The following is a 23,027-nucleotide window of genomic DNA, read 5'->3' on the forward strand; positions in this document are numbered from 1 at the left end:
CGCATACCACCGAAACGCCCATGTCCACCCACCTCGACGAAACCCGCCGCCGCCGCACGTTCGCCATCGTCAGCCACCCCGACGCCGGCAAGACCACGCTGACGGAAAAGCTGCTGCTGTTCGGCGGCGCGATCCAGATGGCCGGCTCGGTGAAGGGCCGCAAGGCGGCGCGGCATGCCACTTCGGACTGGATGGCGCTGGAAAAGGAGCGCGGCATTTCGGTGACGTCGTCGGTGATGCAGTTCCCCTACGAGGGAACCATCGTCAACCTGCTCGACACCCCAGGCCACGCCGACTTCTCCGAGGACACCTACCGCGTGCTCACCGCGGTCGACTCCGCGTTGATGGTGATCGACTGCGCCAAGGGCGTGGAGGAACGCACCATCAAGCTGATGGAGGTGTGCCGCCTGCGCGACACGCCGATCATGACCTTCATCAACAAGCTGGACCGCGAGGGCAAGTCGCCGATCGAGCTGCTCGACGAGGTGGAGTCGGTGCTGGGCATCGCCTGTGCCCCGCTGACCTGGCCGATCGGCATGGGCAAGCGGCTGAAGGGCGTGTACCACCTGCTGCTGGACGAGGTGCACATCTTCGAGCCGGGCAAGAACTTCACCCGGCAGGACTCGACCATCTTCAAGGGGCTGGACGCTCCCGGGCTGGAGGCCGCGGTCGGCGCCGAGGCCATGACCGAACTGCGCGAGGAACTGGAGCTGGTACAGGGTGCCGCGCCGTCATTCGACCTGGACGACTACCTGGCCGGCAAGCTGACCCCGGTGTTCTTCGGCTCGGCGGTCAACAACTTCGGCGTGCAGCTGCTGCTGGACTTCTTCGTCAAGCACGCGCCCGCACCGCGGTCGCGCACCACCACCAGTCGCGAAGTACAGCCCGGCGAGGAAAAGCTCACCGGCTTCGTGTTCAAGATCCAGGCGAACATGGACCCGGCCCACCGCGACCGTGTGGCCTTCATGCGCGTGTGCTCGGGCACCTATACCGCCGGCATGAAGATGATCCAGACGCGCACCGGCAAGGAAGTGCGCATCGCCAATGCGCTGACCTTCATGGCCAGCGACCGCGAGATCGTGGAAAGCGCCTATCCCGGCGACGTGATCGGCCTGCACAACCACGGCACCATCTCGATCGGCGATACCTTCTCCGAAGGCGAGGCGATCTCGTTCACCGGCATTCCCAACTTCGCGCCGGAACTGTTCCGCCGTGCGCGGCTGCGCGACCCGCTGAAGATGAAGGCGCTGCAGAAAGGCCTGGCGCAGCTTTCCGAAGAAGGCGCGACGCAGTTCTTCCGTCCGCTGATGTCGAACGACCTGGTGCTGGGTGCGGTTGGCGTGCTGCAGTTCGACGTGGTCGCCTACCGCCTCAAGGACGAGTACGGGGTCGACGCGACGTTCGAGCCCGTCAGCGTGGCCACCGCCCGCTGGATCCATTGCGACGATGCGAAGAAGCTCGAGGAATTCCGCGAGAAGAACGCGCTGAACCTGGCCATCGATGCCGCCGGCGAGCTGGTCTACCTGGCACCGTCGCGGGTCAACCTGCAACTGGCGCAGGAGCGCTGGCCGCAGGTGCGCTTCTCGGCGACCCGCGAGCACGCAAGCGCAACCGAGATCTGAGACACAGCATCGCCATTCGGCGGGTGGTAATCGCTTCCTGCGGCTACCCACCACGCCGAACGGCGGTTAAGCTGCCTGCTGCCGCGGCGACCGCCGCCCCTGTGGCGACGGCCTTGCGTGGCGTTCCATCCAGGCACAGGTTGCAGGCATGAACGGTTCGAGCAGCGCGAGACCCCGTCGATATTCCTGGCTTGCCCACCAGCCGATGCAGCACAAGATGCTGCTCGCAATCGGCCTGCTACTCGGCCTGTTCATGCTGGACAGCACCGTCACCCTGCATTCGCTGAACCAGGAAAGCTACAGCCGTCACTGGACCCAGCATACCTACCGGGTACTGCTGGAACTGGGCCAGGCGCAACGCGCGGCGGAATGGAGCGAAGGCTCGGTCCGAGGCTACCTGCTGAGCCCCGAACCGAACGGGCTGAGCGAGGTGCGGCAGAGCCTGGCGCTCATCACCAGCGACCTCGCCCGCCTGCGCAGCCTCACCTCGGACAACGCGCTGCAACAGACCCGCCTGGACCATATCGACACGATTGCCTCCGAATGGCGCCAAAGCGTGCAGCAGCAGGTGATCGACCCGATCAGCCGGCTCAGCGTGACCGCCGCGACCCGTTCGCAGGTGCTGGCGCCGATCCAGGATGCTTTCTGGGCCAGCAGCAACACACGTATCGGCAACCTTTCCAGCGACCTGGAGCAGATGGCCGCCACCGAGCATGCCCTGCTGGCAAAGCGTGATGCACAGCTGGACGACAACTTCAGATTCACGCAGCTGGCCAACGGGGTGTTCGCCGTGCTCGGGCTGCTGCTGGGGCTGGCGGTGCTGTCGATGACCGCCAGCATGATCACGCGGCCGCTGCGCCGGATCACTGACCTGATGAACCGGCTGACCCGGCAGGAACGGGACGTCCAGATCCGTGGTGTCGAACGGCGCGACGAGATCGGCGAGATCGCGCGTGCACTCGAAGTGTTCAAGCAGATGGTGATTCAGACCCATGACCGGGTCTGGCTCAAGGGGCGCATCGCGGAAATCGCCCACAACCTGCAGGAAACCACCACGCACCGCGACTTCGGCACGACCCTGACCGCCAAGCTCGGCCCGCTGCTGCAAGCCGGCGTGGGGCTGTTCTACAGCTACGACGAAAACTCGCAGCGACTCGATCTGCTGGGCAGCTACGGCCTGCGGCTGGGCAGCCCGGCATCGCCCAACTACGTGCCGGGCGAGGGCCTGGTGGGACAATGCGCGCAGAGCAGGCAGCTGATCGAACTGGACGAGGTGCCACCGGACTACGTCGCGATCGATTCCGGCAGCGGCCACGCCAGACCCGGGCACATCACCATTCTGCCGGTACTGCTGCGCGACCATCTGCTGGGCGTGTTCGAAGTGGCCGGCTTCCACAAGCTGACTCCGCTGCAGCGTGAAATGCTCGACGAACTGCTGCCGACGGTGGCCCTGACCCTGGAGAACCTCAACCGCGCAGTCACCACGCAGGACTTGCTGGAACAGTCCCGCGAGCAGGCCAACGAACTCCGCCTGTCCGGCGTGACCCTGCGCCAGCAGCAGGACGCGCTGCGGACGGTCAACGACAACCTGCATCACAAGACGCTGGAACTGGAAGAGCAGTCGCAGCGCCTGCTTGCTTCGGAAGAGGAGCTGCGGGTGCAGGCGGAGGAGCTGCAGGAATCCAACGACGAGCTGCGCGAAAAGAGCCAGGCGCTGCACGAACAGACCCGTACCCTGCAGGTGCTGCAGCAGGAAACCGAGCAGAAGGCGCAGGAACTGGCCCAGGCCAGCCGCTACAAGAGCGAGTTCCTGGCCAACATGTCGCACGAATTGCGCACCCCGCTGAACAGCCTGCTGATCCTGTCGCACAGCCTGGCCGAAAACCGCGAAGGCAACCTCGATGCCGAACAGGTGGAGTCGGCGCAGATCATCCATGGCGCCGGCAGCAGCCTGCTCAAGTTGATCAACGACATCCTCGACCTGTCCAAGATCGAGGCCGGCAAGATGGAACTGGTACTGGAAGACCTGCCGCTGACGCAGTTCACGCGACGCCTGCGCCGCACCTTCGAGCACGTCGCGCGCGAGCGCAGCCTGAACTTCACGGTGTCGCTGGACGAAAGCCTGCCGGAATCCATCCATACCGACCCCACGCGATTGGAACAGGTGATCAACAACCTGCTGTCCAATGCGTTCAAGTTCACCGCGGAAGGCTCGGTGCAGGTGGCCATTGGTCGCCCGACCGAAGGCCAGGAGATCCCCGCTGCACTGGCCGACAAACCGCTGCTGGCGATACGCGTGCGCGACACCGGCATCGGCATCCCGCAGGACAAGCAGGCCCGTGTGTTCAACGCCTTCGAGCAGGTCGATGCCAGCACCAGCCGCCAGTACGGTGGCACCGGCCTGGGCCTGTCGATCTGCCGGCAGATGTGCGCGCTGCTGGGTGGCGAACTGCACCTGCGCAGCCAGCCCGGCGAAGGCAGCGAGTTCACCGTGCTGTTGCCCGAGCGCATCGAGGCACCGGCCGCAACCGCAACGACGACGGACCGCGAGACACCCGCGCCGCTGGCCACGCCGGCCCTGCAGACACCGCTATCCAACGGCATTCCGGACGACCGCGAGCGCCTCGCCGCAGGCGACGAGCCGATCCTGATCGTGGAAGACGACCTGGCCTTCGCGCGCATCCTGGCCGGCATGGTCCGCGACAAGGGCTACAAGGTGCTGCATGCCGCCGACGGCGAGAGCGGATTCGGGCTGGCCCGACGCTACCGTCCGCTGGGCATCCTGCTCGACGTGATGCTGCCGGGCATGGACGGCTGGGCCGTGATCGAGCGCCTCAAGGAAGACCCCGCCACCCAGCACATCCCGGTGCATTTCCTTTCCGCCACCGGCGAGGTCTCACGCGGACTCGAGCTGGGCGCGGTCGGCTTCCTGACCAAACCGGTGAGCCGCGAGGCCATCGAGGAAGCCTTCGAGCGACTGCAGCACTTCGCCGCCGGACGCACCCGTCGCCTGCTGGTGGTGGAAGACGACGGCGGTGCCCGCCAGGTGGTGCGCAACCTGTTGCGGCACGACCAGGTGGAGATCGACGAAGCCGGCACGGCGGAACAGGCGCTGGAGATGATCGCGAGCACCGGCTACGACTGCATGGTGCTCGACCTCGGCCTGCCGGGGCTGTCCGGCCTGGAACTGCTGGAACGACTGGCGCAGCGCGGCAACGTGCCGCCGGTGGTCATCTATTCCGGCCGTGAGCTGAGTCACGAGGAAAACCTGCGGCTGCGCCAGTACACCGACAGTATCGTGATCAAGGGGGCCCGTTCGCCTGACCGGCTGCTCGACGAAGTCAGCCTGTTCCTGCACAGCATTCGCCGTCCCGGTGGTGCCCCGGCCGCACCGGAAGGCGATCCGGCCACCGACGGCGAACTGCAGGGTCGCCGCGTGCTGCTGGTGGACGACGACATGCGCAACCTGTTCGCGCTGTCCAAGGTGCTGCGTAGCTGGGGTCTGCAGGTGGCGATGGCGCAGGACGGCTACAAGGCGCTGCAGGCTCTTGACCAGGAACCTCTGCCCGAGCTGGTGCTGATGGACATCATGATGCCCGGCATGGACGGTTTCGAAGCGATCCGCGCGATCCGCGAACAGCCGCGCCTCGCCGCGCTGCCGGTTATCGCGCTCACCGCCAAGGCCATGCGCGGCGACCGCGAGCAATGCCTCGAGGCGGGTGCCAACGACTACCTGTCCAAACCGGTCGACCTGGACAAGCTGGCTTCGATGATCCGCGTGTGGCTGCGCGGCTCGACCCCGGCATGATGCGCGACATCGCCGCCATCGAGCGCGAGGTCATCGAAGTCGACTTGTTCGTGCGCGCCCTGCAACGGGCCTACGACTACGACTTCGGCCAGTATGCACCCGCGTCCCTGCAGCGCCGGATACGCCAGCTTGCGGTACAGCTGGAATGCCCCAGCATCAGCGCACTGACCGCGCGTGCGCTGCACGAGCCCGAGCTGCTGCCGCGCCTGCTGGAAGGGCTGACGGTGCCGGTATCGGAAATGTTCCGCGACCCGGCCGTATTCCGCGCACTGCGCGAGCAGGTACTGCCGGTGCTGGCCTCGTATCCGCACATCAACATCTGGCAGGCCGGCTGCGCCCGCGGCGAGGAAGCCTATTCGCTGGCGATCCTGCTGGAAGAAGCGGGACTGTACGAACGCAGCCGTATCTACGCCACCGATCTCAGCGCCGACGCGCTGCGACGTGCCGAGGAAGGCATCTACTCGATGCAGGAAGCGCAGCAGTGGTCGCGCAATTACCAGGCGTCCGGCGGCACCCATTCGCTGGCCGACTACTATCGTGCCCGTTATGGCCTGCTGAAGCTTGACCAGCGATTGCGCCGCAACATCACGTTTGCCCAGCACAACCTGGTTTCGGACAAGGTGTTCTGCGAAGCGCACCTGGTGATGTGCCGCAACGTGCTGATCTATTTTTCCAACCCGCTGCAGAACCGCTGCCTGGGGCTGTTCCGCGATTCGCTGGTGCGCGGCGGCTTTCTCTGCCTCGGGCTGCGCGAGAGCATCGACTACGCCAGCAATGCCGCACACTTCGTCGCACTTGATCCGCGCTTGCGCCTTTATCGACTGACGGGCCTACCGACTGCCACAGGCCTCGCCCGATGAAGCAACCGCAGGCCATCGTCATCGGCTGCTCGTCCGGCGGGCTGGACGCGCTGCGGACCGTACTTGCCGGCCTCGACCCCGATCTGCCGCAGGCCGTGCTGGTGTGCTGCCATACCGGCTCGGAAACGGTGGAACTACTGTGCGGCCTGCTCGGCCGCGTCTCGACACTACCGGTCATCGAGGCGGAGGAGCGGCATGCCGTGCTGGGCGGCACCGTGCAGCTCGCACCCAGCGGCTACCACCTGCTGATCGAGCGCGACCGCCACTTCGCACTTTCCGCCGACCCGAGGGTCAACCACTCCCGGCCGTCGATCGACGTACTGCTCGCCTCCGCCAGTGCGGTATGGGGCGAGTCGCTGATCGGGGTCGTCATGACCGGCGCCAATGCCGACGGCGCCGACGGCCTGCGCCGGATGCGCGAGGCCGGCGGCATCGCCATCGTGCAGTCACCGGCCGACGCGGAGGTGTCCGCCATGCCACAGGCCGCGCTCGACCAGGCCGGCGCCGACTACTGCGTCGAACTTCACGCCATCGCTCCACTGCTCAACCGACTCTGCCTATCATGAATCCTGCACGCCCCAAGATCCTGGTCGTCGACGACACCCGCGCAAACCTGGTCGCCATGCATCACCTGCTGGCCGATTCGGGTGCCGAACTGGTCGAGGCCAACAGCGGCAACGAAGCACTGGCACTGTGCCTGGACCACCACTTCGCACTGATCCTGCTCGACGTGAACATGCCGGACATGGACGGCTTCGAAGTCGCCAGCCTGCTCGGCGAGGCCGAACAACTCAAGGACACGCCGATCATCTTCGTCACCGCCGCATATGCCGACGACCTCAACAAGCTCAAGGGATACCACTCCGGCGCGGTGGACTACATCGCCAAACCCATCAACGATGCCATCCTGCGCTCGAAGGTCCGTGTATTCCTGGACCTGTACAACGCACGCATGCAGCTCGAACAGGCCATGGGCGAACTGGCCGAACGCAACCGCCAGCTGAAAGTGGAGATCGACGAGCGCGAGCGGATCGAGGCACAGGTGCGCCATCAGGCGACGCACGACATGCTGACCGGGCTGCCCAACCGGGTGCTGTTCCACGAACGGCTATCCACGGCGCTGGACACGTGCCGTGACTCGGCAGACCGGTTCGCCCTGGCCCTGCTCGACATCGACGGCTTCAAGGGCGTCAACGACACCTGGGGGCATCCGGCAGGCGACGCGCTGCTGAAAGCCATCGCCGGACGCCTTCGCTCACATGTGCGCGAACACGACACCATCGCACGACTGGGTGGCGACGAGTTCGCACTGGTCGTGGCCGAGATCGGCGACGAAGCGGCCCTGCTGGCACGCTGCCAGGAACTGTGCGGCATGCTCGGACGCCCCTACGCCCTGCAGGGTCCGCACGGCGCCTTCCTGGCGCATGTCAGCGCCAGCATCGGCATTGCCGTGAGCGACAACGAGTGCGACGACGAACAGTTGATCCAGGCGGCAGACCGTGCCTTGTACAAGGCCAAGGCCGACGGCAAGAACCGCTGCGTGCTGGGACCGCCGGATGCCGGCTGAAACAACCCAGTCACAGCCTCGCTATTGATCGCGCAGGGCATGTGTGAGCCTAGCGGGATGACAACCGTCACTATGGCCGACGTGCCGCGTCGGTCAGACTGAAAGCCGTCCACCGCATGGAGCCGCGCATCATGTCTACCGGAATGCCCACCTCAGTCGCCTTCGTCACGCCGGCATCGGCACCTGCCTGGAAACGCTGGCTGCTGTATTCGCCGCTGGCCCGCATGCTGATTTTCGCGGTGCTGTTCGTGGCCGGTTCGATGGTGATGGGCGTCCTGCTTCACCTGTGGCTTGGCATGGACAAGGCCATGCTGGCAGGCAAGGGCACCATGACACTGAAGTTCGCCCTGGCCCAGTTGCTGATGCGCGTTCCGCCTGCGCTGCTCGCCTACCTGGTGCTGGTCAAGCTGGTCGAACGCCGACCCATGACCGAGCTGGCACCACGCCGGCTGGTGCCGGACAGCCTGCGCGGCATCGCAGCGGGCACGCTGCTGCTGACGGCGATCGTCGGCGTGCTGTGGCTGCTGGGCAGCTACCACGTCGTCGGCTTCAACCCGCATGCCGCATGGTTGCCGGCCTTGCTGATGGTGGGCATCAGTGCTGGCATCAGCGAGGAACTGATCTTTCGCGGTGCACTGTTCCGTATCGTCGAGGAAGGCCAGGGCACCTGGGTGGCCCTGCTGGTCTCGGCGCTGTTCTTTGGTTTTGCGCATACCTTCAACCCCGGCGCCACGGCATGGAGTTCGATGGCCATCGCGATCGAAGCCGGTGTGCTGTTCGGGCTGGTCTACCACGTCACCCGCTCGCTGGCGGTCTGCATGGGCCTGCATGCGGCCTGGAATTTCTGCGAAGGCACGCTGTACGGCAGCCCGGTGTCGGGCCTGAAGGCCAATGGCTGGCTGGTGTCCACCCGTACCGGCCCGGACTGGCTCAGCGGCGGGGTGTTCGGGATCGAAGCCTCGGTCGTGGCACTGGCGCTGTGCATCGCATGCTCGATCGCGCTGCTGCTGCTGGCCTTGCGCAGGCATTCCATCGTGGCACCGGCCTGGCGCCGACGCTGATCTTTCCGCACATGCAAACGGGGCGCCCGATGGGCGCCCCGTTTGCATGTGCGACGGCCGGGGAAACTCAGGCGGCCGCGTCCAGTTTCTTGCGCTCGTCCGCACGGGTCACCGCCGCGCGCAGTTCGGACGGGTCGAAATCGTCCACCGAAATGAACTCGAACACGGCCGCGTGCACACGCTTCAGCAGGTCGTGCTCGGCCTGGCTGAGCACGCCGGCCTGCAGCGCCTCGGCCAGCTGGCCGTCATATTCGTGCGCCGTGAACTGGCCGGCTTTCAGGCCCTTGATGAACTTCCGCTCCACCGGCTCGGCAGCGATCACATCGGGCAGCAACGCATTCATGCGACCCACCGTGTTGTGCGTCGACGGCGTCAGGTAAACCCACTCGGTGAGGCGACCGCGCGCCTCGTTCGGCGTGGTCAGCAGGGCGGCGACGCGGCGGCCCAGACGATCCGACGGCGGCACTTCGCGACGGCCCAGCGGAAACACCAGCACACGCAGCAGCCATGCCACCGGGCGTACCGGGAAGTTGCGGATGGCACCGTCGAGAGCGTTCTGGATCAGCCACATGCACTCATGGAAACCCCAGGCCAGGAACGGACGATCGGCCTCGGGACGGTCAGTGTCCTCGTAGCGCTTCAGCATGCTGCTGGCGATGTACAGGTAGCTGAGCACGTCGCCCAGCCGCGCGGACAGTTTCTCCTTGAACTTGAGCTTGCCGCCCAGCACGCCCATGAAGGTGTCGGCGCACAGCGCCAGCGCGGCGGAATAGCGGTTGAGCTTGCGGTAATAGCGGCGGGTATAGGCATCGCCCGCGGCATCGCCCATGCGGCCACCGGACAGCCCCATGGCAAAGCTGCGCACGGCGTTGGAGATGCCGAACCCGATATGGCCGAACAGGGCCTTGTCGAAGGTGCGCAGGCGCTCGCCGTAGTCGGCGATGGACAGCGCCTGCATTTCCTTCAGCACGTAGGGATGGCAACGGATCGCACCCTGGCCGAAGATCATCAGGCTGCGCGTCATGATGTTCGCGCCTTCCACGGTGATCGCAATAGGCACGCTCGACCAGCCGCGCCCGGCATAGTTCTTCGGACCCAGCTGGACCGCCTTGCCGCCGTGCACGTCCATGGTGTCGCCGGCGACCACGCGCGCCCACTCGGTCGCGTGGTACTTGGCGATGGCCGAGGGCACGGCCGGCTTCTCGCCACGATCCACCGCGGCAGCGGTGGCCCGCGACAGTGCGGCGGTGGCGTAGGTCAGGCCACCGATGCGGCCCAGCGCTTCTTCCACGCCCTCGAAACGGGCGATCGCCAGGCCGAACTGCTTGCGCATGCGCGCATAGGCTCCGGTGGCAGCCGCCGAGGCGCGCATCGCACCGGTGGCATTGGAAGGCAGCGAGATCGCACGCCCCACCGACAGGCACTCCACCAGCATGCGCCAGCCGTGCCCGGCCATCTGCGGACCGCCGATCAGGGTACTGATCGGGGCGAACACGTCCTTGCCGTGGATCGGGCCGTTCTGGAACGGGATGTTCAGCGGGAAGTGGCGACGGCCGATCTCCAGCCCCGGCGTGGAGCGCGGCAGCAGCGCCAGGGTGATGCCGAGGTCGTCCTTGTCGCCCAGCAGGTGCTCCGGGTCGTACATGCGGAAGGCCAGACCGACCACGGTGGCGACCGGCGCCAACGTGATGTAACGCTTGTCGAAGGTGAGCTTCACGCCCAGCGTCTCGACACCGTCGACCACCTGCTTGCAGACGATGCCGTAGTCCGGGATCGAGGTCGCGTCGGAGCCTGCATACGGACCGGTGAGCGCGAAGCAGGGAATCTCCTCGCCGACCGCCAGCCGCGGCAGGTAGTAGTCCTTCTGCTCGTCGCTGCCGTAGTGCAGCAGCAGTTCGGCCGGACCCAGCGAATTGGGTACAGCGACCGTCGACGACAATGTGGCCGATACCGTGGACAGCTTCTGCAGCACCGCCGAATGCGCCAGCGCAGAGAACTGCAGGCCGCCGTACTGCTTGGGGATGATCATGCCGAAGAATTTGTGCTTCTTGACGAATGCCCACACCTCCGGTGGCAGGTCCGCCAGCTCGTGGGTGATCTGCCAGTCGTCGACCATCGCGCACAGTTCTTCGACCGGGCCATCGAGAAAGGCCTGTTCCTCGGTGCTCAGCTCGGGACGTGGCTGGCGCAGCAGGTTGCTCCAGTTCGGCTTGCCGGAAAACAGCTCGCCCTCGAAACCCACGGTGCCGGCTTCCAGTGCGGTCTGCTCGGTCTCGGAAAGCTTGGGTGTGACCTTGGCGAACATTTTCAGCAGCGGCGCGGTGATCTGCCGGCGCCGGAACACCGGCATCAACAGGGGCAGACCGATGGCCAGCTCGATCACTACCAGCAGGGCCATGGTCCAGGGTGCGTGCGCCAGCAGGCCGACCACCACGGTGGCGACCACGGTGGCGACCGCCCAGGTGCGCAGGCTGGTGCGATGGTAGGCGCAGGCGCCGCTCGCGATGAGCGCGGCCAGCAAGGTCAGTATCACGGACATCTCGACATCCTCGTTGCGTTTAGCCGACGCCCTGGCCGATCCGGGCGCCCTCGTCGTTCTTCAGTGTGTTGATGAAGCCTGCGATCTCGCGCGTGAACGCGTCGTTCGCATCGCCGGCCACCATGTGCGTGGCACCGGCCACCTGCACATGGCGCGCATGCGGCACCAGGTGCAGGAATTCCTCGACAGTGGCATGTGATACCACGTCGCTGCGCTCGCCGGACAGCAACAGCACCGGCACGTCCACGTTCGCAGCCGCAGCCAGCAGGCGTGGCTGGTAACGCTCGCTTTCGCGCACCAGATCGCCGGCCAGCAAGGCCGGATCCCAGTGCCAGCGCAGACGACCATCCCGGCCTTCGCGCAGCAGCGGCTGCAGCTGCGCTTCGCTCTTGCGTCCGGCACGATGCGGCAGATAGGCAGCGATCTGCGCCGCGGCGTCCGCATAGTCGGCAAAGCCGTCCGGATGCGCCTGCATGAAGGCGAGAATCCGCTCCACGCCGGAGGTCTCCCAGCGTGGCGTGATATCCACCAGCACCATCGCACGGAACGGTGACGGTCGTGTCTCACCGGCCACCACCAGGCCCAGCAGGCCACCCATCGACGCGCCGACCAGCACCGGCGGCTGCACCTGCGCGCTGGCCAGCGCCAGCAGGTCGTCGGCAAATTGCTGCATGTGGTACCTGCCATCGGCCACATGGGCACTTTCGCCGTGACCGCGCGCATCGTAGGTCACGCACGGATAGCCCTGGCGCGCCAATGCATTCGCCGTACCGCCCCAGGCACCCCGGGTCTGGCCAAAGCCATGCGCAAACAACAGCGGCAGCGCACCGGCAGCATCATGCGACTCCACCGCCAGCTGCGTGCCGTCGGGGGATGCGAAATGCTGCATCTGGCCAGTGAACTTATCCATACGCATGAGTATGGATTGGTCAGGCCGACATCGTCAACCGTCGGTATTAGGGCCCCCTGTGCAGACAGCCCTGCCCGGCCCACCCGGTCTGGGCTACCATACGGCCATGAATGTCACCAGCAAACCGGAACGCTCCCGCCTCTCCGCCGAGGATTGGGAAGAAGCTGCCCTCGTCCTGATTGCCGAACAGGGCGTCGGCGCACTGGCCGTCGAGGCCCTGGCCCGCCAGCTTGGCGTCACCAAGGGCAGTTTCTACTGGCACTTCCGCACCCGCGAAGCCTTGCTTCAAGCCGCACTCGAACGCTGGGAGCAGTATGGCGAGCGCGAGGTGCTGGGCCAGATCGAGGCCATCGCCGATCCACGCGAACGCCTGCCGGAGCTGTTCCGGCGCGTCGCGCACGAACTGCAGCCGCATCGGGTGTACGCCGCCCTGCTGAAAGCGCTGGACCACCCGCTGGTGGTGCCGGTGATGGCGCGCGTGTCACAGCGACGTACCGAGTTCCTCAACACCGCGTACCGCGAAGCGGGTCTGCCGCCCAAGGAGGCGATCAACCGCGCACGCCTCACCTATGCCGCCTACGTTGGTTTCCTGCAGCTGAACTTCACGCTGGGTCTGCCGCGTCTGGGGCACGACGAATTCGATGCCTACGTCGAACACATGATCCATACCCTGATCCCGTCGTGATCGAGGCAAGCCTCTGATCCATCGCAAAAAGGCGCCCTTGCGGCGCCTTTTTGCTGCGCACGACCTTGCAATGCCAATTTGCGTAACTTAGCGTTTTAGCTCTTTTTTGGCTAAAGACCATCCGAGGAGCACGCATGCCGAGCACGCTGGAAGCACTTACCCGCTGGGTCGACAAAGTAGCCTCGCTGACCCAACCGGCACAGATCCACTGGTGCGACGGTTCCGAGTCCGAGTACCGCGCACTGGTGCAGCAGATGCTGGCAGACGGCACTTTGATCGAGCTGAACCAGCAGAGCCACCCGGGCTGCTATCTGCACCGCTCGAACCCGGGCGACGTGGCACGGGTGGAACACCTCACGTTTGTCTGCCATGCCAGACGCGAGGACGCTGGCCCCAACAACCACTGGATGGACCCAGCCGAGGCGCACGCGAAGATGGACGCGCTGTTCGACGGCTGCATGGAAGGCCGCACCCTTTACGTGATCCCCTATTGCATGGGCCCGATCGATTCACCGCTGTCGCGTTGCGGCGTGGAGATCACCGACAGCCCGTACGTGGTCGCCAACATGCGCATCATGACCCGCATGGGCGCCGCCGCGTTGAAACGCATCGAACGCGAAGGCACGTTCGTGAAAGGCCTGCACTCGACCGGCGAGCTCGACCCGGAACGCCGCTTCATCATGCATTTTCCGGAAGAGCGCACTATCAAGTCCTACGGCTCCGGTTACGGTGGCAATGCCCTGCTCGGCAAGAAGTGCCATGCCCTGCGCATCGCCAGCCACCAGGCCCGCGACGAGGGCTGGCTGGCCGAGCACATGCTGATCGTGGGCATCGAAAATCCGCAGGGCGAGACCCACTACATCGCCGCAGCCTTCCCTTCCGCTTGCGGCAAGACCAACCTGGCCATGCTGATTCCGCCCGAAGGCTATCGCCGCGATGGCTGGAAAGTATGGACGGTCGGCGACGACATCTGCTGGATGCGTCCCGGCCAGGATGGGCGCCTGTACGCGATCAACCCCGAAGCGGGCTTCTTCGGCGTGGCACCGGGCACCAGCGACAGCACCAACCCCAATGCGCTGGCTACCGTGGCACACGACACCATCTTTACCAACGTCGCTGTCACCGCCGACAACCAGCCCTGGTGGGAAGGCCTGCCGGGGCAACCGGTCACCGACTGGCGGGGCCGTCCCTACGACCCCGCCAACGGCCCGGCCGCGCACCCCAACTCACGCTTCACGGTCAGCGCGAAGCAGTGCCCCACCTGGTCGCCAAAAGCAGAGGATGCCCAGGGCGTGCCGATCAGTGCGATCGTCTTCGGCGGTCGTCGCCCCTCCTTGCTGCCGCTGGTGATGGAGGCGCGCGACTGGTCCCATGGCGTGCTGATGGGCGCCGCCATGGGCTCCGAAACCACCGCTGCCGCAACTGGTGCAGTCGGCGTATTGCGCCGTGACTCGATGGCGATGAAACCGTTCTGCGGGTATCACTACGGCGACTATTTCGCGCACTGGCTTTCCTTCGACAAGGCCGGCGCTGTCTTGCCGAAGGTGTTCCACGTCAACTGGTTCCGCAAGGACGCCGAGGGCCGCTTCCTGTGGCCAGGCTTTGGCGAGAACCTGCGCGTGCTGGAATGGATGATCGCCCGCGTGAAAGGCGACGCACCTGGTGTCGACACGGCCATCGGCATCCTGCCGGCCCGCGACGAGCTGAATCTCGATGGCCTGTCGCTGACGCCCGGACAGCTCGACGAACTGCTCGCCGTGGACAGCGAGGGATGGCAAGCCGAGCTGGAGGCGATTGGCGATTACCTGCAGAGCTTCGAACCGCGCCTGCCGACCCGCCTGCGTCGCGAGCAGCAGGACATCGCCACGTCACTGGAAGGCCGGACCGCTGCCGCCAGCGCCTGACCAGCCATGCCGTGCACCGCACGGGACAAAGCCGATGAACCAGTCCGGCCCGCCCTGTCGAAGGCGGTGACCGGACTCGTCACGATCATTGATCACAAGCAATCGTCGCCGCGGACTTAAACCTTCGTGCGCATGGCGGCATCCAAGCTGGCAAGATGGATACAGCCTGCCTTGCCACCGGACACTTGATGCCAGCTGCGACCGTCGCGGAATACCCGGATGCGGCCGACGTACTGGCTGCGGCCGGTGGTGACCGCCTGGCATTCAGGCGGCTTTACCAGCGCCATGTCGCGCGTGTGCACGGCGCCATCTACCGACTGTGCGGCTACGATCACGCCCGCGCCGAGGACCTGACCCAGGAAGCCTTCGTTCGCGCCTGGCAGAAGCTCGGCAGTTTTCGTGGCCAAAGCGCCTTCGGCACCTGGCTGTACCGACTTGCGGTGAATGTCGCGCTGATGGACCTGCGGGCGCGTGGTGCCGATCCGGTCGGCTTCATGGACGAAGAGGATCTGCCCGAACCGGGCGAAACGCCGTTCTGCGCAGCCGAACGCGACGAACTCGCGCGCGCGATCAGCCAGCTTCCGCCTCGCGCCCGTGCCGTGCTCGTGCTGCACGACGTGGAAGGCTGGACACATGAAGATATCGGCCTCGAACTGGGTATGGCGACAGGCTCGTCGAAAGCGCAGCTGCACCGCGCTCGTGGCCTGCTGCGCAAGCTACTGGGAGCATCGTGATGAACGAATTCGAATGGCTACGCCAGATGCGCGAACTGCGCCAGCCGGTCGCGCCCAGCAACGATCTGTGGGAACGCATCGATGCCACGCTCGTCAATCCAGACGCGCCCGCCGTCGCGCCCCGCCGTCGCCATCCTTGGCGGATCGTCGCCGGCATGGCCGCCGCGCTGGTGCTGGCGAGCGGTATCGGCTGGCGTCTCCAGCATCACGCGGCATTGACCGCGGCACCTCCCGTCATCGCCAGCGTCACCCCATGGAAACCGGCCGACCCGCGGCTGGCCGGTGCGGCGATCGAACTCAATGCCGCGCAGATCGAACTGCGCCAGGCCATCCAGCAGGCGCCTCGCTCGCCCATGTTGCGCCGCCTGCTCGCCCGCACCCAACAACAACAAACCAGTCTGCGCCTGCTCGAACGCAATGCCAGCTGAGCTTACGAGGATTGCCATGAAAACCGCCCGCCACCTTACCCTGCTGCTTTTCCTCGCCGCCACGCCGGCCCTCGCCGACACACCGATCCAGTTGCAGCACGCCGCTTCGCCCTCGGTACACGTCAGCATCAGCAATACGGTGGGCGACGTGCACGTGACCGGGTGGGACCGCAATGAAGTCCAGGTGACCGGCGACCTGGGCAATGGCGCACGCCCGCTGGCGATCACCGGTGATGACAGCCACCTCGAGATCAAGGTGCAGCCCAAGGGCGGTGGTGGCTGGTTCAACTGGAACAGCAGCAACAGCATGGGGTCCACCACGCTGGACGTACATGTTCCGGTCGGTGCATCGCTCCACGTGAATGTGGTGAGCTCGTCGGCCGCGATCGACGGCCTGCGCGGCGGCAGCATCAAGCTCGACTCGATCAGCGGACGCGTACGCATAGACGCGCGGACACCCTCGCTGGAGGTCGACAGCGTGAGTGGTGGCGTCACCTTCTCGGGGCATGCGGATCATGCCGACCTGCAGACCGTCAGTGGCGATATCGTGGCGCCCTCGATCGGCCTCGATGCCAGCCTGCAGACCGTCTCCGGACACATCCAGGCCGGCGGCGGTCCATGGAAGCAGTTCAAGCTCAGCACGGTTTCCGGGGACGCCAATGTCAACGGCAGCATGGCCCCCGATGGGCAGATCGACATCGACAGCATGAGCGGGGATATCGACCTACGCCTGCCGACCGATCTCTCCAGCACGATCCACGCCAGCACCTTCAGCGGCGACCTGCATAGCGACTTCGGCACGCCGAAGACCTCGCAACACGGGCCCGGCAGTTCACTTGTCGTGACGGTCGGCCAAGGCAATGGGTCGGTCAAGGCGGAAACCTTCAGCGGCGACCTGCGGATTCACAAGCAGAACTGACCCAGCGGCAGCGTGCCGCAACGGGAACGGCCGACCACTCAGCGTCGGCCGTCGTGCTGCACAGGCTGTCCGCCTGGCAACGGGACGACATGACGCAACGAACGCCCACCCTGTCGCGCAGCGACACAAGGGCCCGCGGACGATCAGGCGGGAAGGAACTCAGAGATCCTGATGGTATTGCACGTAGGGCGTGCGCGACTGGTCCGGCTCGGGGCCGACGGGGGTAGTCGCCGACGTGCCTGACGACCACACGTTCTGAGCGCCGAAGCTCAACGAACCCTGCCATGGCAGATGCCAGGTGACACCCAGGTCGATGCTGCTCCAGCGACGATCGCCATTGAACGTACTGTTCACGCCCGCTTCCGGTTGCATCACGCGGCCGATGATGTTGCCGCTGATCGGGCCGTGGTCGACACCGAAACTCAAGGCCTTCTGGTCCAGCGTATTCAAGCCGAGGGCATTGCCGGGCAGCAGACGGATACGACCCACGCTGGCGCCGATGTCGATGCCGCTGCCGATGCCGAGAGCCAGGCGCCCACGGGCATTCAACTGGGTGCTGCTGTCGAAGTCACTCAGGCCATTCACGCTGGGCGTGATGCCCGGTAGGATCCGGGGCAGTGCGGCACTGTTCGGCGTGCCGTTGGCACCCACGCTCACACCGAGGCTGTAGCGACCGGCGTCGTAACTGGCGCCCAGCTCGCTGCCGATGATGCGGGGCGCGGGGTTGGCCCACGACCGCTCGCTGACGCCTGCATGGGCGGTCAGATGCGACGTCAGGCCATAGTTGAGGTTGCTGGATGCCACCGTGCCGCCATCCAGCGGCCGGAACGACAGCGGGGTCCCACTTTGTGCCTCGGCCTCGGTTTCGAGGCTCGATTGCAGAGACAGTGTGTGATTGTCCGCGCCGGGCCACATCGGCAGCGCCGACGCATCCGCAGTGGCCTGGGCAGATGGCGCCTGCAGCAGGTCATCGGCCATCGACGAAGCCGCATTGCCGCCCAGCGACTGGCCTGCCGCACCCAGCGACATGAACAGCAATGGCAATGTGATCAGCGAGCGACGCATGATGATCTGAAAAAGCAGCCCCGGTAAAACACGCACCCCCTGCAAAGGCAGGAAGTCCCACACCGCAAGCTTACAACTTTTTACTTCTTTCTAACACCCTGAAATTGCGCCGGACAGCACGAAAAAAGGCTTCCACGGCAACCACCGACGACGCCCCCGAAGCCTTGCCAGGCATACAAACTCACCAAAGTTGGCGCTTCCGGATATATAGTCATGTCGACATCCGGTTACACAGACCCGATCGCACCCGATGAGTTCAGTGCCTGACAGCGGTTCCGACCCGACCTGCCGGCTCACCGGGGCTGAGACAGCAGTGCTGCGCGAGTGCGCGGAAAAGCTGTGCTGCGCATCCGACGCATCATCGATCCAGGACATATGCGCCGGGGCCGTGCAGCAGTTGGGCATTGCCGGCTACCTGCGCTGGCGGAAAACGCATGAAATTGCGGACAGCGCCGCACATGCAGTGGACCTGGCAACCGACCCCCAGGGCACCCGGACATTGTCACTGGTCACAGACCAGCCGCTCGAAGCGGCACATCGCGAAAACATGACCTGGCTGGGACGTCTGGCCACGAACCGGCTGCGTCAACAGGCCGAAACCGGACGTCTCTACGAGGCCATTTCCCGGCTTGCGTTGGCCGAACGCCTGCAGCGGGCGCTGTATGCGATTGCCGAGCAGGCCGCATCGTCGCACTCCATGCCTGAGATGATGCGCGCGCTGCACAATATCGTGGCCAGCCTGATGTACGCGGAAAATTTCTTCGTCGTGCTGCAGGACCCCATGACCGGCGCCGTGCGCTTCCCCTACTACGTGGACACGCTCGATCAGCACCCGCCCGGAGCCGAGCAGGACATTCCGTTCGAGGACATCCGCTACAGTCTGAGCTGGAACCTGCTCGAGGGCGGGCAGCCCATCATGGGCTCGATGCAGGAGCTCAAGCGCCAGTTCCACGGCCGCTTCAAGCTGATCGGCCCGGCCTGCGAGCACTGCCTGGCCGTCCCCTTGCGGCGCAACGACCGGGTCGCGGGCGGCATTGTCATCCAGAGCTACCGCACCGACACCCGCTACAACCAGCAGGACATGGAACTGCTCGGCTACGTGGCGCAACACGTGCAGACCGCGCTCGAGCGGCGCGAGGCCCAGTCTGACCTGGAGCACCGCGTCGCCGACCGCACGGCAGCGCTGCGCGCAGCCAACCGCGTACTTCGCCAGCAGGTCCTGCAACGGCAACGCGGCGAACAGCTGCAGGCGGCCCTGTTCCGCATTGCCGAACTGGCCAGCACGCCGGAAAACCGCGAGGATTTCTATGCCGCCATGCACAGCGTGATCGGCAGCCTGCTGTACGCCCGCAATTTCTACATCGCCCTGTACGACAGCAAGGAACAGCAGATCACCTTTCCGTATTCGGTGGACGAAATCGACACCGACCGGATGCCGCGCAAACCCGGCCGTGGTGCCACCGAATACGTGATGCGCCACGGCAAGCCGCTGCTGGCCGACCGCGAAACCTTCGACCGGCTCGCCGAAGATGGCGAGTGCGTACAGACCGGGGCGCGCTCGGTGTGCTGGCTGGGCGTTCCGCTGGTCTGGGACAACCAGGTGAAAGGCGCGCTGGTGGTACAGAGCTATTCGCCCGAGCATGTCTACGATGAGCGCGACCAGGAGCTGCTGACCTTCGTTGGCTACCACGTCGCCAATGCCCTGCAGCGCAAGCACATCGCCGACTCGCTGAAACAGGCCTATGCCGGCCTCGAGCGACGCGTCACCGAGCGCACCCGCGCACTCGCACTGGCCAACCGCGACCTGCGCGAACAGATCGCCGAACGTGAGCGCGTGGAGCGGCGGCTCAAGTACGAGACCCTGCACGACTCGTTGACCGGGCTTCCCAACCGCACCTTCCTGCTCCAGCGGATGGAGCATGCGCTGCAGAAATATCTGAAGGATTCCGCGGCGTTGTTCGCGGTGCTGTTCATCGACCTGGACCGATTCAAGGTCATCAACGACTCGGTCGGCCACCTGGTCGGCGACGACCTGCTGTTCCAGGTCGGTGGCCGTATCCGCGCCTGCCTCAAGACCCGCGACGTGGTGGCCCGCCTGGGCGGCGACGAATTTGCCGTCTTGCTCGGCAATGTGGACAGCCAGGCCACTGCCGTGCAGGTTGCCGAACGCATCATCAGCGAGCTGCAGATGCCTTTCCGGCTTGGTGCCAAGGAGGTATTCACCTCCGCCTCGGTCGGCATCGCCATCGCGGGCCCGCACTACCAGCGTCCGGAGGAACTGCTGCGTGACGCCGACTCGGCCATGTACCGGGCCAAGGACGCCGGCCGTCACTGCACGGCCGTGTTCGACGACCGCCTGCGCTATGAGGCGCTGTCGTTGCTGGAAATGGAGGGCGACCTGCGACGTGGGCTCAACCGCCGCGAATTTGTGCCGTTCTACCAGCCCGTGGTCACACTGGAAGATGGTCGCACCGTGGGTTACGAAGCGCTGCTGCGCTGGCGCCATCCCGAGCGCGGGTTGCTCACGCCCGGCGATTTCCTGGCGGTGGCCGAGGAGAGCGGCAGCGCCGAAAGCATCGACTGGCAGATCTTCGAACAGGTCTGCGTGCATGCGCGGTCGCTGGCCAGTGAACAGACCTTCATCAGCTTCAATGTCTCGGGCCGGCATTTCCGTTCGCCCGATCTGGACCGTCGACTGCTGGACCTGTTCAAGGCCCACCAGGTGTCGCCCAGCCATCTGCGCATCGAGGTCACCGAGCACACCCTGCTGGAAAACCCGGCGCAGGTCAGGCGCATCCTGGGCAACCTGCGCGCGCACGGCGTCGGCATCGCGCTGGACGACTTCGGTACCGGCTATTCGTCATTGAGCTATCTGCACCAGTACCCGATCCAGACCCTCAAGATCGACCGCTCGTTCATCGTCGAGATGGAGCACGAGGGCGGCATCGCGGTGGTACGCGCAATCCAGGTGCTGGCGGACTCGCTGGGCATGCAGGTGATCGCCGAAGGCATCGAGGAAGAGCAGCAGCGCGAGGCGCTGCTGCAGATCGGCAGCCGTTACGGGCAAGGCTTCCTGTTTTCCGTACCCCGCGCAGCCGAAGACTGGATCGGACGCGCGCTGGTGGCGGCCAGCTGAAACGACGCGGTTACTGCACCGTGGACGCGGTCGAGCCACCGCCGCCGGTCAGCAGGTGCTCCGCATCGATGCGGTCGAAGGTGTAGCGCTGGGCGCAGAATTCGCAGATCACCTCGATCTCGCCATCGCGCGCCTCCAGCGCGGCCTCCACTTCGGCACGGCCCAGCGAACGCAGCATCGCCTCCACCCGCTCACGCGAGCAACTGCATCCGAAGGCCAGCGGTCGCGGCTCGAACAGGCGCACCGATTCTTCGTGGTACAGGCGGTACAGCAGCTGCTCCGGCGGCGTCGACAGCAGCTCTTTTGAGCCCAATGTCGCCGTGAGGTGCTCGATGCGCGGCCAGGCATCCGCATCTTCCTCACCGGCGTCATGGCCACCCTCGCCGGGAAGCTTCTGCAGGATCAGGCCTGCCGCGTGCTCGCCGTCGGCCGCCAGCACGATCTTCGCGGGCAACTGCTCGGACTGGCGGAAATAGCCTTCCAGGGCACCCGCCAGATCGGCCTGGCGCAGATCGACCAGACCCTGGTAGCGCTGGCCGCGTTCGGCATGGCCGATGGTGATCGCCATCACCGCTTTGGCCAGCTCGTCCAGGCGCAGCGGCGTTGCCACGTCGCCGTTCCAGCGGGCCAGCCCACGCAAGCGCCCCTGGTCGGTGCATTCGGCGAACAGCAGGTGCGGCGCACCGGCACTCTTCAGCTCGATCGAAAGTGCGCCATCGAACTTGATGTTGCCGGTAAGCAGCGCGCTGGCCGTCACGGCCTCGCCGAGCAGTTCACGCAGGGCCGCGGGGTAGTCGGCACGTCCGGCGATCTCGCGCCAGGCCGGCCCAAGCCGCACCAGCACACCACGCACACCGGCACGCTCGAGCAGGAAGCGATGCAGCACATCTTCGACAAGCACGGTTTCCACGTCGGACACCTCGATCAGGACAAGCCAGCGTACATGGGGGCAGCCTGACACATGGCAATACCGGCGCCATGGGAAATCATCGGCAGGCCCCTATACTTTTGCGAGCTTAGCTGCTTCGCCCGCCATGTCCCTGCATCCCAAACTCCGCCGCCCGCTGCGCTGGCTGGCATACATCGCGCTCGTCTGGGTGGCGCTCACCTGGCTGCTGGTGCTGGTGATGCGCTTCGTCCACCCGGTCACCTCGGCAGTGATGATCGAGCGCCGGATCAGCGCCTGGCGACACGGCGAGAAAGACTTCCACCTGCATCAGCACTGGGTCCCGTGGTCACAGGTCTCGCCCTGGGTGCCGCTGGCCATGGTGGCCGGCGAAGATCAGAAGTTCCCGTTCCATCATGGTTTCGACTTCGGCTCGATCCACCAGGCCATCGACGCTGCCGAGGACGGCCACCGCCTGCGCGGCGCCAGCACGATCAGCCAGCAGACCGCGAAGAACCTGTTCCTGTGGGAAGGCCGCAGCTACATCCGCAAGGGTCTGGAAGCCTATTTCACCGTACTGCTGGAGGCGACCTGGCCGAAGTGGCGCATCCTCGAGGTCTACATGAATATCGCCGAGCTGGGAAACGGCATCTACGGCGTCGGCGCCGCCAGCCGGATCTACTACCACGAGCCGCCTGCACACCTGACGCCCGAGCAGGCCGCCCGGCTGGCCGCGGTGCTGCCCAGCCCGCGCCGATTCCACGTGGATCATCCCAGCCCCTACGTGCAACGCCGCGTCGACTGGATCGAACAGCAGATGCGACAGCTTGGCGGCCCCGCCTATCTGGATGCCCGGCACCCACCACGGGACATCAGGCGCCAGTGAGCGACGCCGGCCATTCG

At 65.7% G+C, this 23,027-nt stretch carries 17 protein-coding genes; 13 read left to right on the plus strand and 4 right to left on the minus strand.

Translation table 11 applies throughout. The annotated features are described in order from the left end of the window. Window positions 1–20: 20 nt before the first annotated feature. The 6 genes from RA164_RS14475 to RA164_RS14500 all read left to right on the plus strand — a co-directional run bounded on the left by RA164_RS14475 (window position 21) and on the right by RA164_RS14500 (window position 8,918). On the plus strand, window positions 21–1,622 hold the full coding sequence (locus RA164_RS14475) for a peptide chain release factor 3 (RefSeq protein WP_329741542.1): 1,602 nt from the start codon (window positions 21–23) through the stop codon (window positions 1,620–1,622). Window positions 1,623–1,839: 217 nt separating this feature from the next. Next, on the plus strand, window positions 1,840–5,430 hold the full coding sequence (locus RA164_RS14480) for a response regulator (RefSeq protein WP_329741543.1): 3,591 nt from the start codon (window positions 1,840–1,842) through the stop codon (window positions 5,428–5,430). Beyond that, window positions 5,430–6,290, plus strand: coding sequence for a CheR family methyltransferase (locus RA164_RS14485; RefSeq protein WP_329743566.1), 861 nt, complete (start codon window positions 5,430–5,432; stop codon window positions 6,288–6,290). Before RA164_RS14480 ends, RA164_RS14485 begins: the two co-directional genes overlap by 1 nt. Continuing rightward, window positions 6,287–6,856 (plus strand): chemotaxis protein CheB, encoded by a 570-nt coding sequence (locus tag RA164_RS14490; RefSeq protein WP_329741544.1) that lies wholly within the window; start codon window positions 6,287–6,289, stop codon window positions 6,854–6,856. The genes RA164_RS14485 and RA164_RS14490 overlap by 4 nt, the downstream gene beginning before the upstream one ends. Next, complete coding sequence (locus tag RA164_RS14495) at window positions 6,853–7,857, plus strand: diguanylate cyclase domain-containing protein (protein ID WP_329741545.1); 1,005 nt, start codon at window positions 6,853–6,855, stop codon at window positions 7,855–7,857. Before RA164_RS14490 ends, RA164_RS14495 begins: the two co-directional genes overlap by 4 nt. Window positions 7,858–7,988: 131 nt before the next feature. Further along, on the plus strand, window positions 7,989–8,918 hold the full coding sequence (locus RA164_RS14500) for a CPBP family intramembrane glutamic endopeptidase (RefSeq protein ID WP_329741546.1): 930 nt from the start codon (window positions 7,989–7,991) through the stop codon (window positions 8,916–8,918). A 67-nt stretch (window positions 8,919–8,985) separates the two neighbouring features. Here RA164_RS14500 and RA164_RS14505 read toward each other — a convergent pair whose 3' ends face one another. Together RA164_RS14505 and RA164_RS14510 are read right to left on the minus strand one after the other, a co-directional pair. Further along, the gene (locus RA164_RS14505) at window positions 8,986–11,457 is read right to left on the minus strand and encodes an acyl-CoA dehydrogenase (RefSeq protein ID WP_329741547.1); all 2,472 of its coding nucleotides are present in this window, start codon (window positions 11,455–11,457) and stop codon (window positions 8,986–8,988) included. Between the two features lie 19 nt (window positions 11,458–11,476). Further along, window positions 11,477–12,373, minus strand: a complete 897-nt coding sequence (locus tag RA164_RS14510) for an alpha/beta fold hydrolase (RefSeq protein ID WP_412731045.1) — start codon at window positions 12,371–12,373, stop codon at window positions 11,477–11,479. A gap of 100 nt (window positions 12,374–12,473) precedes the next feature. On the opposite strand from RA164_RS14510, the gene RA164_RS14515 reads away from it, so the two are divergent. From RA164_RS14515 to RA164_RS14535, 5 genes are all read left to right on the plus strand, one after another. Continuing rightward, on the plus strand, window positions 12,474–13,052 hold the full coding sequence (locus RA164_RS14515; protein WP_329741548.1) for a TetR/AcrR family transcriptional regulator: 579 nt from the start codon (window positions 12,474–12,476) through the stop codon (window positions 13,050–13,052). A gap of 134 nt (window positions 13,053–13,186) precedes the next feature. After that, window positions 13,187–14,956: a phosphoenolpyruvate carboxykinase (GTP) gene (locus RA164_RS14520; protein WP_329741549.1), complete on the plus strand. Its 1,770-nt coding sequence runs from the start codon at window positions 13,187–13,189 to the stop codon at window positions 14,954–14,956. Between the two features lie 188 nt (window positions 14,957–15,144). Next, on the plus strand, window positions 15,145–15,690 hold the full coding sequence (locus RA164_RS14525; RefSeq protein ID WP_329741550.1) for an RNA polymerase sigma factor: 546 nt from the start codon (window positions 15,145–15,147) through the stop codon (window positions 15,688–15,690). Further along, the gene (locus RA164_RS14530) at window positions 15,690–16,118 is read left to right on the plus strand and encodes a hypothetical protein (RefSeq protein WP_329741551.1); all 429 of its coding nucleotides are present in this window, start codon (window positions 15,690–15,692) and stop codon (window positions 16,116–16,118) included. The genes RA164_RS14525 and RA164_RS14530 overlap by 1 nt, the downstream gene beginning before the upstream one ends. A 16-nt stretch (window positions 16,119–16,134) precedes the next feature. After that, the gene (locus RA164_RS14535; protein WP_329741552.1) at window positions 16,135–17,037 is read left to right on the plus strand and encodes a DUF4097 family beta strand repeat-containing protein; all 903 of its coding nucleotides are present in this window, start codon (window positions 16,135–16,137) and stop codon (window positions 17,035–17,037) included. Between the two features lie 159 nt (window positions 17,038–17,196). Here RA164_RS14535 and RA164_RS14540 read toward each other — a convergent pair whose 3' ends face one another. Then, entirely contained in the window at window positions 17,197–18,102 is a 906-nt protein-coding gene (locus RA164_RS14540; protein WP_329741553.1) for a hypothetical protein, read from the minus strand. 250 nt (window positions 18,103–18,352) lie between these two features. Between RA164_RS14540 and RA164_RS14545 the strand changes: the two genes are divergently transcribed. Then, window positions 18,353–21,238 (plus strand): bifunctional diguanylate cyclase/phosphodiesterase, encoded by a 2,886-nt coding sequence (locus RA164_RS14545; protein ID WP_329741554.1) that lies wholly within the window; start codon window positions 18,353–18,355, stop codon window positions 21,236–21,238. Window positions 21,239–21,248: 10 nt separating this feature from the next. On the opposite strand, the gene hslO is transcribed toward RA164_RS14545, so the two are convergent. Next, window positions 21,249–22,148 (minus strand): Hsp33 family molecular chaperone HslO, encoded by a 900-nt coding sequence (gene hslO / locus RA164_RS14550; protein ID WP_329741555.1) that lies wholly within the window; start codon window positions 22,146–22,148, stop codon window positions 21,249–21,251. A 124-nt stretch (window positions 22,149–22,272) separates the two neighbouring features. On the opposite strand from hslO, the gene mtgA reads away from it, so the two are divergent. Continuing rightward, window positions 22,273–23,010, plus strand: a complete 738-nt coding sequence (gene mtgA, locus RA164_RS14555; protein ID WP_329741556.1) for a monofunctional biosynthetic peptidoglycan transglycosylase — start codon at window positions 22,273–22,275, stop codon at window positions 23,008–23,010. The last annotated feature ends 17 nt before the right edge of the window (window positions 23,011–23,027 follow it).

It is taken from the genome of Dyella sp. A6 (assembly GCF_036320485.1).
Classification (GTDB): Bacteria; Pseudomonadota; Gammaproteobacteria; order Xanthomonadales; family Rhodanobacteraceae; genus Rhodanobacter_A; species Rhodanobacter_A aluminiiresistens.